At 70.1% G+C, this 13,553-nt stretch carries 12 protein-coding genes; 10 read left to right on the top strand and 2 right to left on the bottom strand.

The features are described 5' to 3' along the window. The 9 genes from OG984_RS11140 (at position 1) to OG984_RS11100 (ending at position 11,374) form a co-directional block, all read left to right on the top strand. Positions 1-948 (top strand): bifunctional riboflavin kinase/FAD synthetase, encoded by a 948-nt coding sequence (locus tag OG984_RS11140; RefSeq protein ID WP_328531646.1) that lies wholly within the window; start codon positions 1-3, stop codon positions 946-948. A gap of 48 nt (positions 949-996) precedes the next feature. After that, positions 997-1,869: a hypothetical protein gene (locus tag OG984_RS11135; protein ID WP_328531645.1), complete on the top strand. Its 873-nt coding sequence runs from the start codon at positions 997-999 to the stop codon at positions 1,867-1,869. A gap of 97 nt (positions 1,870-1,966) precedes the next feature. Continuing rightward, positions 1,967-2,293 (top strand): PadR family transcriptional regulator, encoded by a 327-nt coding sequence (locus OG984_RS11130; protein ID WP_176884102.1) that lies wholly within the window; start codon positions 1,967-1,969, stop codon positions 2,291-2,293. Then, entirely contained in the window at positions 2,290-3,459 is a 1,170-nt protein-coding gene (locus OG984_RS11125; protein WP_328531644.1) for a hypothetical protein, read from the top strand. Before OG984_RS11130 ends, OG984_RS11125 begins: the two co-directional genes overlap by 4 nt. A 306-nt stretch (positions 3,460-3,765) precedes the next feature. After that, entirely contained in the window at positions 3,766-4,041 is a 276-nt protein-coding gene (gene rpsO / locus OG984_RS11120; RefSeq protein ID WP_008363208.1) for a 30S ribosomal protein S15, read from the top strand. Positions 4,042-4,143: 102 nt separating this feature from the next. Next, the gene (locus OG984_RS11115; protein ID WP_328531643.1) at positions 4,144-6,222 is read left to right on the top strand and encodes an MMPL family transporter; all 2,079 of its coding nucleotides are present in this window, start codon (positions 4,144-4,146) and stop codon (positions 6,220-6,222) included. Positions 6,223-6,254: 32 nt separating this feature from the next. Then, the gene (locus OG984_RS11110) at positions 6,255-7,439 is read left to right on the top strand and encodes a molybdopterin-dependent oxidoreductase (RefSeq protein WP_328531642.1); all 1,185 of its coding nucleotides are present in this window, start codon (positions 6,255-6,257) and stop codon (positions 7,437-7,439) included. Between the two features lie 276 nt (positions 7,440-7,715). After that, positions 7,716-9,977 carry a polyribonucleotide nucleotidyltransferase gene (locus OG984_RS11105; protein WP_328531641.1) on the top strand — a complete coding sequence of 754 codons (2,262 nt, stop codon included), beginning with the start codon at positions 7,716-7,718 and terminating at the stop codon, positions 9,975-9,977. A 2-nt stretch (positions 9,978-9,979) separates the two neighbouring features. Further along, a complete protein-coding gene (locus OG984_RS11100) occupies positions 9,980-11,374 on the top strand; it encodes a M16 family metallopeptidase (protein WP_328531640.1) in 1,395 nt (464 codons plus the stop codon). A 130-nt stretch (positions 11,375-11,504) separates the two neighbouring features. Here OG984_RS11100 and OG984_RS11095 read toward each other — a convergent pair whose 3' ends face one another. After that, the gene (locus tag OG984_RS11095; protein ID WP_091049846.1) at positions 11,505-12,020 is read right to left on the bottom strand and encodes a class I SAM-dependent methyltransferase; all 516 of its coding nucleotides are present in this window, start codon (positions 12,018-12,020) and stop codon (positions 11,505-11,507) included. A 110-nt stretch (positions 12,021-12,130) separates the two neighbouring features. Here OG984_RS11095 and dapB point away from each other — a divergent pair, with 110 nt between their 5' ends. After that, entirely contained in the window at positions 12,131-12,877 is a 747-nt protein-coding gene (gene dapB / locus OG984_RS11090; protein ID WP_328531639.1) for a 4-hydroxy-tetrahydrodipicolinate reductase, read from the top strand. A 19-nt stretch (positions 12,878-12,896) separates the two neighbouring features. Here the strand turns inward: dapB and OG984_RS11085 are convergent, their stop codons facing one another. Next, positions 12,897-13,550 (bottom strand): GerMN domain-containing protein, encoded by a 654-nt coding sequence (locus tag OG984_RS11085; protein WP_328531638.1) that lies wholly within the window; start codon positions 13,548-13,550, stop codon positions 12,897-12,899. Positions 13,551-13,553: the final 3 nt, after the last annotated feature.

Here is a 13,553-nt window from a genome sequence, read left to right as displayed (position 1 = left end):
GTGTTGTGGCGAAGTCTGAGTGAGGTGCCGGCCGGCCTGGGGCGCACGTGCGTCGTCGTCGGCAACTTCGATGGCGTCCACCTCGGGCACCAGCACGTGATCAGCCGGGGGCGCGAGGTGGCGGACGCCAAGGACCTCACCCTGGTGGCGGTCACCTTCGACCCGCACCCGATGGCGGTGCTGCGGCCCGAGCACGCCCCGGGTGTGCTCACCACGATGGAGGAGCGCGCCGAGCTGCTGCACGCGGCCGGCGCCGACGCCGTGCTCGCGCTGCCGTTCGACATGGAGATGGCCAACTGGTCGCCCGACGATTTCGCGCAGCGGGTCCTCGTCGACGCGCTGCACGCCGAGGCGTGCGTGGTCGGCGCCAACTTCCGCTACGGCTGCAAGGCCGCCGGCGACGTGGCCGACCTGATCGCCTACGGCAAGATCCACGACTTCTCCGCCGAGGGGATCCCGCTCGACGGCGGCCCCCAGGTGTGGTCCTCCACCTACATCCGTACGTGTCTGGCGACCGGGGACGTCACCGGTGCCGCCGAGGCGCTGGGCCGTCCCTACTCGGTGCGCGGGGTCGTCGTGAAGGGCGACCAGCGGGGCCGCGAGCTCGGCTTCCCGACGGCCAACGTGCCCACCGACTCGCTGACCGCGGTGCCGCCCGACGGCATCTACGCGGGCTGGCTGACCCGGCGCGACACGGGGGAGCGGTTCCCCGCCGCGATCTCGGTCGGCACCAACCCCACCTTCGAGGGCGTGGTCGGGCGCCGGGTGGAGTCCTACGTGCTCGACCGCGACGACCTGGAGCTCTACGGCGTCGAGGTCGAGGTCGCGTTCGTGGAGCGGCTGCGGGGCATGGTCGCCTTCGACGGGATCGATGCGCTGGTCGAGCAGATGCGCGCCGACGTGGTGCGGGCGCGCGAGATCCTCGAGCAAGGTCTTACCGAGTCGTAGATCAGGCGGCCTGTTCAGCGGGGTCCGGGTGCGGTTGAATTGTTGGTCATGGATCCCCACTCCACGCCCACGTCCGTCTACGAGACCGAGGTCGAGGCCGAGCGCGCCCGCGGCGGCATCCCGGCCTTCCTCAACGCGGTCCTCGTCACCGGTGGGCTCTGGGCCCTGCAGTTCCTCTCCGGATCGGCCCCGTTCTCGACCTGGGCCGACGAGAACGGCACCAACTCGGCCGGCTGGGTGGCCTCGCTGCTCGGCGACCGGCTCACCTACTTCGGCAACGGCGCCTTCGACGACCTCTTCGCCGGTGACGCCCTGGTGCACTCGGTGATCCTCACCGCGACCGTCTTCGTGCTCACCTGGCTGCTGACCTGGCTCGGCACCGTCGGCATCTGGCCGCGCGCGTTCTGGCCGGTGTTCCTCGGCTGCTGGTTCGCCGCGATCGTCGCCACCGCCGCCGGTCAGGCCGCCGAGAGCCTCTACGCCTACTTCAGCGACGGCCGCCCCGGCTGGCTGGTGGCCTCGCTCGACGACGTGATCGCGTCGGGGGCTGCGTACGGGCTGACCTACGGGTGGGCGATCGGGTTCCTGATCGCGCTGATCTGGCTCGCGGTGCCCGGGAAGAGGGACGAGGTGGAGGAGTACACGCCGATGTCCTCGCTCATCTCCGGCGGTTCCGGGGGTGCGCCCGGGGGAGCACCTGGTGCGCCTGGCGGGGCACCGGGCGGCTACGGCCAGCAGCTCCGTGCCAGCGTCGCCCTTCCGACCGCCCAGACGAGCCTCGCGCCCGGCTCGCCCTCCGGGCGGCCCGCGCAGCCCGTGCAGGTGCGCACCTTCACCGGCCCCGTCCGCGGCGGTTCCGGACCGGCCGGCGACACGGCAGCCTGGAAGGACTTCGTCCGGGACGTGCGCGGCCGCTCCTAGACGCCGCTCGGGGCTGGATCCTCGCCGCCGAGCTTCTCGGCGGCGCGCGGTGCAATGCTCTGGCAAGTAGTGCGCACTGCGTAGTAGTGTGCGAAGCATGGATACCACCCAGCTGCTCAAAGGGGTGCTCGACCTGACCGTCCTGGCCGTCGTCGACGGTGAGGACGCCTACGGCTATGACATCGTCCGCAAGCTCCGCGACAGCGGGCTCACGGACGTCGGGGACGCGTCGGTCTACGGGACCCTGCGGAGGCTGTACGCCGCAGGCGCCCTGACCTCCTACGTCGTGCCGTCGGAGTCCGGTCCGCACCGCAAGTACTACGGCATCACGCCCGCCGGGCAAGGCCAGCTCAAGCAGCAGAGCGAGGACTGGTCCCACTTCTCCACCACTGTCACCGAGATCCTCCAAGGGGCACGAGCATGACGACCACAGATGCAGAGGCGAACGTCGCACCGGAGGTGCGGCTCTTCCTGGCTCGCGTACGCCGTGAGCTCGCCGATCTCGACCCGGAGGTGCTCAGCGACATCACCGACGGACTCGAGGCCGATTTCACCGAGCTGGTCGAGGACCGTGGTCCGGACGCGCTCGGCGACCCGGTCGAGTACGCCAAGGAGCTGCGGGCAGCTGCGGGGATCCCGGCGGGCCAACCGGTGCCCCGGGGGTTCGGCGAGCAGGTCGACGGGTTCCTCGACGCCGGCCACGACCGCTTCGACGCCGCGGTCGCCAAGCTCGGTGAGCTGCTGCGTACGGATCTGGGGCCTGTGGTCGCCTGGCTGCGGCCGCTGTGGTGGATCGTGCGCGCGTGGGCGGCGGTCGCGCTGGTCTCCGCGGTGTTCGGGCTGAGCATGTCGAGCGCGCCGGCGGTCGTCCTCCTCATCATGGCGGTGGCGGTCAGCATGTTCATCGGCGCCGGCCGGGTCTGGCCGGGCGGCGAGCGGGGGACCCTCGCCCGGGTCGTCCTGCTCGGCCTGAATGTCTTCGCCGCGTTCGTGCTCTTCATGACCTGGGCGGCGTGGGGTGGCGGTGGCGCCGACTACGACCGTGGCTGGAGCGACGGCTTCAACGAGGCCGGCGGCGCCTATGGTGCGCCGATCGACGAACAGGCTGGCGTCTACTCCGAGGGGAAGTGGGTCAGCAACATCTACCCGTACGACGCCTCGGGCAAGCCGCTGACCGGTGTCCAGCTCTTCGACCAGGAGGGGCAGCCGATCGACGTCGTCACCCAGCCCGACTGCACCTCGACGAGCGCAGCTCCGCTGCCGCCGCTGCCTGCCGACGACCTGGACATGGCCGAGGTGGCCTGCACCGACGAGATGACCGGCGAGCCGCTCCAGGCGCGGATCTTCTACCCGTGGTCCAACGGCGCCGCGCAGCTCTACAACGTCTTCCCGCTGCCCAGCCGGGTCCAGCCGGGGACCGCGCTCGACCCGAACGCGTTCGCGGACGGGAGCGAGGACGCCCCGGCGATCCAGGAGCCCCCGCTGGCCACCGTGCCGAAGGTATCGCTGCCCGGGGTGACGACGAGTTCCCCGAGCGCATCTCCGAGCGCATCCCCGAGTGCGTCCGCGGGTACCGCCGACAAGCCATGACCCGACCGATGCAACCGATCCCGGTCCTGCAGCGTCGATCCAGATGGCGGAGAGACGAGGGCGAGGGTGATGAAGCGATGAAGCTGTGGTGGAGGTTGCGGCGGCTGGTGGCACGGCTCGTGCTCGTGGCCTGATCCGGCGGCGATTCGGGGCGCACCCCGGCTCGCTGTTAATCTTCTCGGGTTGTCGTCCCATGGGGTCGGCAGCTCAAGCCGTGAAATCGGCCGCGGACCAAGAGTGCCCCGGTGAACAGGCCCGGGCGCGCCGCGCAACGAGTAGGCCCACGGGCCGGAAGGGAGCCTTCGCATGGCAGTTGGAACTGACGCGGAGACCAAGAAGAAGATCATCGCCGAGTACGCCACGACCGAGGGTGACACCGGCTCGCCGGAGGTGCAGATCGCGCTGCTGTCGCACCGCATCTCCCACCTGACCGACCACCTCAAGGAGCACAAGCACGACCACCACAGCCGTCGTGGTCTGCTGCTGCTCGTCGGCCAGCGCCGCCGCCTTCTCAACTACCTTCAGAAGAAGGACATCGAGCGCTACCGCTCGATCATCGAGAAGCTCGGCCTCCGCCGTTGATCTCCTGATCTTCGTGAGCAACGGGCCGTCCCCACTCGGGGGCGGCCCGTTCGCCTGTTTTGGGGTGGTTCGAGCGGGTGCCTCGGGCGCAGGCTTGAGACCGTGCATCGACAGATCGCGGGGACGCTGACCGGGCCCAGGACCAAGTACGTCGTCGTGGTGCTCTGGCTGCTCGCGCTGGTGGCCTTCGGTGGATTCGCCGGGAAGCTCACCGAGGTGCAGAACAACGAGGCGGCCTCATGGCTCCCGGCCTCCGCGGAGTCGACCCGAGGCTTCGAGAGGATGAGCCCGTTCCAGAACCCCAACGCGATCCCGACCACGCTCGTCTACACCTCGACCGCGGTCACCGGGGACGACCTCGCCGCGGTCGCCTCGGGCGACATCGCCGAGCTCGGCGGGCTCGACGGGGTCGAGGGTGAGATCGCGCCGCCGCTGCTGTCGAAGGACGGCGAGGTCGCCCAGCTCACGGTGACCTTCGACCTCGGCTCGGACGGCTGGAGCAGGATGCCCGGCACCGTCGACGACATCCGTGAGATCGCCGACCACGACGACGTACGGCTGCACGTGACCGGCCAGGGCGGCTCCGCCGCCGACGCCGCGGAGGCGTTCGGCGGCATCGACACGACGCTGCTGGCGGCCGCGCTCGTCGTGGTGGTGGTCATCTTGCTCTTCGTCTATCGCAGCCCGGTGCTCTGGGTCTTCCCGATCGTCTCGGTGGTGGTCGGTCTGGGCGTGACGATGGGCCTGGTCTACTTCCTGGCCAAGGACGCGGGGCTCACGGTCAACGGCCAGAGCCAGGCCATCTTGAGCATCCTGGCGATCGGCGCCGGGACCGACTACGCGCTGCTGCTGGTCTCCCGCTATCGCGAGGAGCTGCGCAAGTTCGAGGACCGCCACGAGGCGATGGCGCACGCGCTGCACCGCGCCGCGCCGGCGATCCTCGCCAGCGCCGTGACGGTCATCCTGGCCATGCTGTGCCTGACCTTCGCCGAGATGAACTCGACCTCGGGGATGGGACCGGTCGTCGCCGTCGGGATCGCGGTGACCTACCTGGCGATGGTCACCCTGCTGCCGGCCCTGCTGGTCATCTGCGGCCGATGGGTCTTCTGGCCGAGGCGGCCGGCGTACGGATCGGCGGAGCCGACCGAGACCGGCATGTGGGCGAGGCTCGGCGCGATGATCTCGGTCCGGCCGCGCGTGATCTGGATCGCCACCACCGGTCTTCTGCTCATCGCCTGCCTCGGTCTGCTGAGGCTCGACGCCAACGGGCTGGCCTCGGACGAGACCTACACCGAGGAGTTCGACTCGATCACCGGCCAGCAGGTCCTGGTCGACCACGACATGGCCGACCAGTCCAACCAGCTGCTCGTGGTCGCCGACGCGTCATCGCAGACGCAGGTGCAGCAGGCGCTCGACGGGGTCGAGGGGCTGGTGCCCACCGAGACCCCGGCAGGGGAGGTGAAGAGCTTCCCGCTCGGCCCGGCTCAAGACGGCGTCGTCGCGATCGCGGCGGTGATCGACGCCGACGTGACCTCGCCCGAGGCGTACGACATCGTCGATGCCGCCCGCTCGGCGGTGCACGGCGTGGACGGAGCCGGTGCCCTGGTCACCGGCACCTCGGCGATGATGCGCGACACCCTCGAGGCCAGTCAGCGCGACGACCTGGTGATCATCCCGATCGTCTTGGCGGTCGTGCTCCTGGTGCTGATGGTGCTCCTGCGTGCGCTGGTCGCGCCGCTGATCCTGCTCGGCACCGTGATCCTGTCGTTCGGTGCGGCCCTCGGCATCTCGGTGCTGCTGTTCGAGTTCGTCTTCGGGTTCGCCGGGACGGACCCGTCGTTCCCGCTGTTCGCCTTCGTGTTCCTGGTCGCGCTGGGGATCGACTACAACATCTTCCTGATGACGCGGGTGCGGGAGGAGGCTCAGGTCCGAGGCACCCGGGAGGGATCGCTCGTCGGCCTGACCTCGACCGGCGGGGTGATCACGTCCGCGGGGGTCGTCCTCGCCGCGACGTTCCTGGTGCTCGGCTCGCTGCCGATGGTCTTCCTGGCCGAGATCGGGGTGACGGTCGCGCTCGGAGTCATGCTCGACACGATGATCGTCCGGTCGATCCTGGTCACGGCCATCAACCTCGACATCGGGGACCGGATCTGGTGGCCGAGCAGACTGGCGAAGCACTAACACGAGTAAGTTAGTCATGTTAATATTTGGGCATGACGCTCCCAGGTCTGAACCGACGCACCTTCCTCACCACCGCTGCGCTCGGGGCGGCCGCCGGGGGTGCGACCCAGGCGACTGACGCGGTCCTCGCCGACGCGGTGGCAGGTGTTCCCGCGATCCTCAAGCCGCTCCCGGCGGAGCGGTTCATCGACTACGGCACCAACGCCGAGACCCGGTGGGACTCGGTCGACCCGCGCCGCTACCTGACCCCGCAGGCCGACCTGTTCGTGCGCAACCACACCGCGACCCCGCGGATCGACCCGGAGACGTACGAGCTGGAGATCTTCGGCGACGGGCTGCGCGATCCCGCCGGCGTGCGCCTCACTCTCGACGACCTCAAGGCCTTCCGGCACGTCGAGACGACCTCCGTCCACGAGTGCACCGGCAACGGCCGCAGCTTCTTCACCACCCAGCAGGGCCAGGAGGTCAGCGGCACGAAGTGGAAGCTCGGTGCGGTGGGGGCGGTCCGCTGGAAGGGCGTACGCCTCCACGACGTCCTCACCGCCGTCGGTGTCCGCCGGGACGCGGTCTCGGTGCAGGCGACCGGGCTGGACGCCAGCTATGTGGACAAGGGTGTCGACCACGGCCGGGTGCGCCGCCCGTTCCCGATCGAGAAGGCCTACGACGACGCCTTGCTGGTGTGGGGCGCCAACGGCGAGGCCCTGCTGCCCGACCACGGCTTCCCGCTGCGGCTGCTGCTGCCGGGCTGGATCGGGATCGCCTCGATCAAGTGGCTCGGCTCGCTGGAGGTGTCCACGAGCGTGCTGACCTCGCCGTGGGACACGAAGTGGTACAACGTCGACGGTCCGCTGACCGTCAACCCGGTCCGCTCCGCCCTCGAGCTGGAGTGGAACGCCGAGATCCCGGCGGGGGAGCGGATCGTGCTGAGCGGCCGGTCCTGGTCCGGCGCGGCCCCCATCGCGCGGGTCGAGATCAGCACCGACGGCGGTGAGACCTGGTCGCCGGCCGTCCAGCACGCGCCGGGCCGCCCCACCGGCGGCCACGGCCTCGGCTGGGCGCAGTGGGACTTCACCTGGCGCGACCCGGCGCCGGGGGCGTACGAGATCCTCGTCCGCGCCACCGACCGCGCCGGCCGCACCCAGCCCGACGTCGCCGCCCACAACCCCGGCGGCTACTTCTTCGACGCCGTCGTACGGCACCCGGTCACGGTCGTCTGAGACACGCGTCCAGAACTCGTTACAGCCGCGCGTTCCACGTTTCGGGCGGTCGGCGGATAGGCTGGACCGAGAGTGCTACGGCCACCGGCCGGCGTACGAAGAAAATGATCATCACCAGGAGCGGCCCGCCCGTCCGGCTCGGTCCTCGGTAGTGACTCCCAGATCTCGGCAGATGCCGAGAAGGCTGAGGGTCTCGATCGAAGACCGGCCCTGTGCGTAGCGAACGCACACGCCCGGCGCGGGGGCGCTCCGCGACAAAGACTAAGGACGAAATCCTTGACCGAACCAGTCATCACTGCCGTCGAGACCACCATCGACAACGGCAAGTTCGGCACCCGCACCGTCAAGTTCGAGACCGGGCTGCTCGCCCGCCAGGCCGCGGGTTCCGTGACCGCCTACCTCGACGACGAGACGATGCTGCTGTCGGCGACCACCGTCTCCAAGCAGCCGAAGGACCACTTCGACTTCTTCCCGCTCACCATCGACGTGGAGGAGCGGATGTACGCCGCGGGCAAGATCCCCGGCTCCTTCTTCCGTTCCGAGGGTCGCCCGGGTGAGGACGCGATCCTCACCTGCCGCCTCATCGACCGCCCGCTGCGCCCGACCTTCAAGAAGGGTCTGCGCAACGAGGTCCAGGTCGTCATCACCGTCATGGCGCTCGACCCCGACCAGCCCTACGACGTGCTCGCGATCAACGCCGCGTCGATGTCCACCCAGCTCTCCGGCCTGCCGTTCTCCGGCCCGGTCGGCGGCGTGCGCGTCGCCCTGATCGAGGGCCAGTGGGTCGCCTTCCCGACCCACAGCCAGCTCGAGAACGCCGTCTTCGACATGGTCGTCGCCGGCCGCGTCACCGACTCCGGCGACGTCGCCATCATGATGGTCGAGGCCGAGTCCACCGAGAAGACCTGGGACCTGGTCCAGTCCGGTGCCCAGGCCCCGACCGAGCCGATCGTGGCCGGTGGCCTCGACGCCGCCAAGCCGTTCATCAAGCAGCTGGTCGAGGCCCAGGCCGAGCTGGCCAAGCAGGCCGCCAAGCCGGTCCAGGACTACCCGGTCTTCCTGGACTACCAGGACGACGTCTACGAGGCCGTCGAGGCCACCGTCGGCGCCGACGTCACCGACCTCTACAGCGTCAAGGGCTCGCGCGAGCGCGTCCTGACCAAGCTGGAGCGCGAGGAGGAGGGCGACCGGATCAAGCTCGCCCTGCTCGAGAAGCTCGGCGCCCAGTTCGAGGGTCGCGAGGGCGAGATCGGTGCGGCCTACAAGGCCATCACCAAGAAGGCCATCCGCACCCAGGTCCTGCGTGACAAGGTCCGCATCGACGGTCGCGGCCTGGCCGACATCCGTCCGCTGCACTCCGAGGTCGGCGTGATCCCGCGGGTCCACGGCTCCTCGCTCTTCGAGCGCGGCGAGACCCAGATCCTCGGTGTCACCACCCTCGACATGCTGAAGATGGAGCAGCAGCTCGACACCCTCTCCCCGGAGAAGTCGCGCCGCTACATGCACAAGTACGTCTTCCCGCCGTTCTCCACCGGTGAGACCGGCCGGGTCGGCTCGCCCAAGCGCCGCGAGGTCGGCCACGGTGCGCTCGCCCGCCGCGCGCTCCTGCCGGTGCTCCCGAGCCGCGAGGAGTTCCCCTACGCGATCCGCCAGCTCTCCGAGGCCATGGGCTCCAACGGCTCCACCTCGATGGGCTCGGTCTGCGCCTCGACGATGTCGCTGCTCAACGCCGGTGTCCCGCTGAAGGCCCCGGTCGCCGGTATCGCGATGGGCCTGATCTCCGGTGAGATCGACGGCGAGACCAAGTACGTCGCGCTCACCGACATCCTCGGTGCCGAGGACGCCTTCGGCGACATGGACTTCAAGGTCGCCGGCACCGCGGAGTTCGTGACCGCGCTGCAGCTCGACACCAAGCTGGACGGCATCCCGGCCGAGGTCCTCGCCCAGGCCCTCAACCAGGCCAAGGACGCGCGTACGACCATCCTGGACGTCATGCACGAGGCCATCGGCGGCGTCGAGGAGATGGCCCCGACCGCTCCGCGGATCATCACCGTGAAGGTCCCCGTCGACAAGATCGGCGAGGTCATCGGCCCGAAGGGCAAGGTGATCAACCAGATCCAGGAGGACACCGGCGCCCAGATCTCCATCGAGGACGACGGCACGGTGCTCATCGGTGCGACCGACGGCGCTGCCGCCGAGGCCGCCCGGGCGGCGGTCAACGCGATCGCCAACCCGACCATGCCCGAGGTCGGCGAGCGCTACCTCGGCACGGTCGTGAAGACGACCAACTTCGGTGCGTTCGTCGCCCTGCTCCCGGGCAAGGACGGCCTGCTCCACATCACCAAGCTGCGCGCCCTCAACGGCGGCAAGCGGGTGGAGTCGGTCGAGGACGTCGTCGAGGTCGGCCAGAAGATCCAGGTCGAGATCGCCGAGATCGACGACCGCGGCAAGCTGTCGCTCGCCCCGGTGCTCGAGGAGGAGGCTCCCGCCGAGGAGACTCCGGCTGAGACCGCCACCGAGGCCGCAGACGAGGAGTGACCTTGGCGTCACGCACCACTGAGTGGAACGCCTCTGGCTCCGCTTCGGCACGAGGGACCGGTCGACACACGGGTGTCGGCCGGTCCTCCGGCTATAACCAGGAGCCCGGCACCACCGTCACGCTCGAGCAGACCGAGGTCAACGGCGCGGTGACGTCGCTGGTGCGACGTACGGTCCACCCCTCGGGCCTGCGGATCGTGACCGAGCAGATGGCCGGGGTCCGCTCGGCGGCCGTGGGCGTCTTCATCGGCGTCGGGTCCCGGGACGAGACCGCGCGTCAGCACGGCTGCTCCCACTTCCTCGAGCACCTGCTGTTCAAGGGCACCCCGTCGCGTACGGCCTTGGAGATCTCCTCCTCGCTGGACCGCGTCGGCGGGGAGTTCAACGCCTACACCGCCAAGGAGTACACCTGCTTCCACGCGCGTGTGCTCGACGTCGACCTGCCGCTGGCGATCGACGTCGTCGGCGACATGCTGACCTCCTCGCTGATCACCGCCGAGGACGTCGAGGCCGAGCGTGACGTGATCCTCGACGAGATCGCCATGCACGACGACGATCCCGACGACGTGATCCACAACCTCGTCGCCGCCCAGGCATGGGGCGCCGAGACGCCGCTCGGGCGGGGCATCGCCGGCACGGAGGCCTCGATCTCCGCGCTGACCCGCGAGGAGATCGACGACTTCTACCGGGAGCACTACGTGGCGCCCAGGATGGTCGTCTCGGTCGCCGGCAACGTCGACCACGACGAGGTCGTGGCGATGGTGGAGAAGGCGTTCTCCGGCTCGGGCTTCCTGACAGCCGCGGCCGCTCCCGTGGCGCCGCGTGAGGGGTCACCGCTCGAGGTCGCTCCCGGCGAGACCAGCGCCCAGCGCCCGCTGGAGCAGGTCAACGTGATCCTGGCCCGCGAAGGCCTGCAGCGCGGCGACGACCGGCGCTTCGCCTTCGAGGTGGTCAACACCGCCGTCGGCGGGGCGACGTCCTCACGGCTCTTCCAGGAGGTCCGCGAGCACCGGGGCCTGGCCTACGCGGTCTACTCCTACGCCTACAGCCACGCCGAGACGGGGCTCTTCGGGGTCCAGGTCGGGTGTCTGCCGGCCAAGCTCGACGAGGTCCTCGAGGTCGTACGCTCCGAGCTGGCCGCCGTCGCCCGCGACGGCATCACCGCCGAGGAGCTCGAGCTCGGCAAGGGCCAGCTCCGCGGCGGGCTCGTGCTGGGCCTGGAGGACTCGGCCTCCCGGATGTCCCGCATCGGCCGTGCCGAGCTGGTCCACCGCGAGCTCTACTCGATCGACGAGGTCCTGGCGCGCATCGACGCGGTCACGCTGGAGGACTGTCGCGAGGTCGCCGCCGAGATCCTCTCCCGGCCCGAGATCCTCGCGGTCGTGGGACCGGCCTGAGAGCCGGGCGGCCTCAAGGGATACCCGGTCGACCGGGTATCCCTGGGGTTGACGGGCACCGAAACACCCGACAACCCCGAGAACTCCCCGTCAACCTGGCGGGAACGTCTCGGGATGTGGACGTCGGTGGCTACCGCTTGCCGATGATCCCGACCGCGGCCGGGACCTTGGAGTCGACGATGGAGACCCGGAAGCCGGCGTCGGCCAGGGCCTTGCTCGACTTCTCGATGATCTCGGGGACCTGCTCACGCTGGGTGGCCTCGTAGAAGAGGTTGACGGTGCCGCCGGGGAGGACGCGCTCGTGGAGCAGCGCGATCTCGGCGGATGCGTCCCGCACCCAGAACAGGTTGACGTTGAACGCGAAGACCTTCGTCAGCCGCTTGACCGGCACCCGCAGCGTCGCGAGGTCGATCTGGCGAACCGTGAGGCGTCCTGCCTCCAGGTATTTCGCGCAGCGTCGCTTCGTACGATCGACACCCGACTCCGAGCGGTCGATCGCAAACAGCTTTCCGGTCTCCAGCCGGCTACAGATCAGCTCGGCACCAGCCCCCGGACCGCAGCCGATCTCAAGGACATGATCGTTCGGTTGAATGTCCATGAAGTCAACGGCCCAACGGATCCGAGCAGGGATCGTCTGCACCACCATGGGTCCAAGACTGCCAGATCCTTCTACGGTTCTGCTCACGACCCTCGCCAGACAGTGTTCACCGGATGCTGGTGGATCGTTGCTCGAGCGTGATCTATAGGGTTTCGCCCATGACTAAGGTGGCTGTTCTCGGTGCACGTGGCAAGCTCGGTTCGGCGGTCTGCGATGCCGTCGAGTCCGCCGACGACCTCGAGCTCGTGGCTCGGATCGGCCGTGGCGACGAGCTGTCGATGATCACCGACGCCGGCGCCGAGGTGGCCGTCGACGTGACCACGCTCGAGGCCGTGATGGGCAACGCCGAGTTCTGCCTGTCCCACGGCGTGCACACGGTGATCGGCACCTCGGGCTTCGGCCCCGACCGCGTCGAGCAGCTCGAGACCTGGCTGGCGAAGTCCCCGGGTGTCGGTGCGATGGTGGTCCCCAACTTCTCGGTCGGTGCCGTGCTGATGATGAGGTTCGCCGAGCTCGCCGCGGCCCACTTCCCGTCGGTGGAGATCGTCGAGACCCACCACGAGCGGAAGGCCGACGCTCCCTCCGGTACGGCACGCAGGACCGCCGAGCTCGTCGCTGCGGCGCGCCGGGAGGCCGGCGTGGGCCCGGCACCCGACGCGACCACCTCGGCGCTCGACGGCGCCCGTGGCGCCTCCGTCGACGGCATCCCGGTCCACTCGCTGCGGATGGCCGGGTCGGTCGCCCATCAGGAGGTCGTCCTCGGCGGCGTCGGGGAGCTCCTGACCATCCGCCACGACTCGCTCTCCCACACCTCCTTCGCCCACGGCGTGCTCGCCGCGATCCGCGGCATCGGCTCGCGGCCGGGGCTCACCATCGGTCTCGAGGACGTCCTCGGGCTGGCCTGAGCGCGGTGGGGGAGCCGGCTCAGCGCGGGCAGAGCTCCTTGCCTCGCAGCCGGTCGGCCGTGGGCTCCCCGGCGGCCCCGGCGGCCTCGGCGGGGTCGGCGAGCAGGCTGCGGTAGTCGTCGTGCCGCAGCGGTCCGTCGGCGAGCTCGCCCGAGGAGCGCGGCACCTGCAGCGGCTCGGCGTCGTACTCCATCTCCACCCGGTCCACGCCCGGGATCGAGGTCAGCGACAGCACCGTCTGTGCCGTCGCGAGCACGACCCGGTTGGTGGCGATGGTGTCGTCGGCGGAGGCGCGGAGGTGGGCGGTGCGGTCGGTGATGGCCACGAGCTCCAGCCATCCCTGCGGGGGAAGGGCGGTGCCGAGGCCAGCACCCAGCTCGCGCCCCGAGGGGCCGTCACCGAGCTGGCCGAGAATGTCCCTCGCGACCCCGGTCAACGTCTTCGCGCAGAAGCTCGCCGCGGGCCGGCCGACGAGCCGGTCCTGGGCGTCCACCCAGTAGAGCCGCGGTCCGGCGGCCCCGGTCTCCGCGCCCGAGGGCACCTCGCCCGCGTCCTCGAGCAGGTGGTAGGGCACCTCGGAGGGATCGACGGTGCGCACCTGGTCGTCGTCCGGCACACCGCACGCCGCGAGCAGGAGCAGCCCCGCGGCCACTGCCGCCCAGGACGTACGCACCGC

It is taken from the genome of Nocardioides sp. NBC_00368 (genome assembly GCF_036090055.1).
Lineage (GTDB): Bacteria > Actinomycetota > Actinomycetes > Propionibacteriales > Nocardioidaceae > Nocardioides.
This window is presented reverse-complemented; position numbering and strand designations above follow the sequence as displayed.

Coding starts and splice junctions, on each gene's coding strand:
- OG984_RS11135 (WP_328531645.1), top strand. CDS start 997: ATGGATCCCCACTCCACGCCCACGTCCGTCTACGAGACCGAGGTCGAG.
- OG984_RS11130 (WP_176884102.1), top strand. CDS start 1,967: ATGGATACCACCCAGCTGCTCAAAGGGGTGCTCGACCTGACCGTCCTG.
- OG984_RS11125 (WP_328531644.1), top strand. CDS start 2,290: ATGACGACCACAGATGCAGAGGCGAACGTCGCACCGGAGGTGCGGCTC.
- rpsO (WP_008363208.1), top strand. CDS start 3,766: ATGGCAGTTGGAACTGACGCGGAGACCAAGAAGAAGATCATCGCCGAG.
- OG984_RS11110 (WP_328531642.1), top strand. CDS start 6,255: ATGACGCTCCCAGGTCTGAACCGACGCACCTTCCTCACCACCGCTGCG.
- OG984_RS11095 (WP_091049846.1), bottom strand. CDS start 12,020: ATGGTGGTGCAGACGATCCCTGCTCGGATCCGTTGGGCCGTTGACTTC.
- dapB (WP_328531639.1), top strand. CDS start 12,131: ATGACTAAGGTGGCTGTTCTCGGTGCACGTGGCAAGCTCGGTTCGGCG.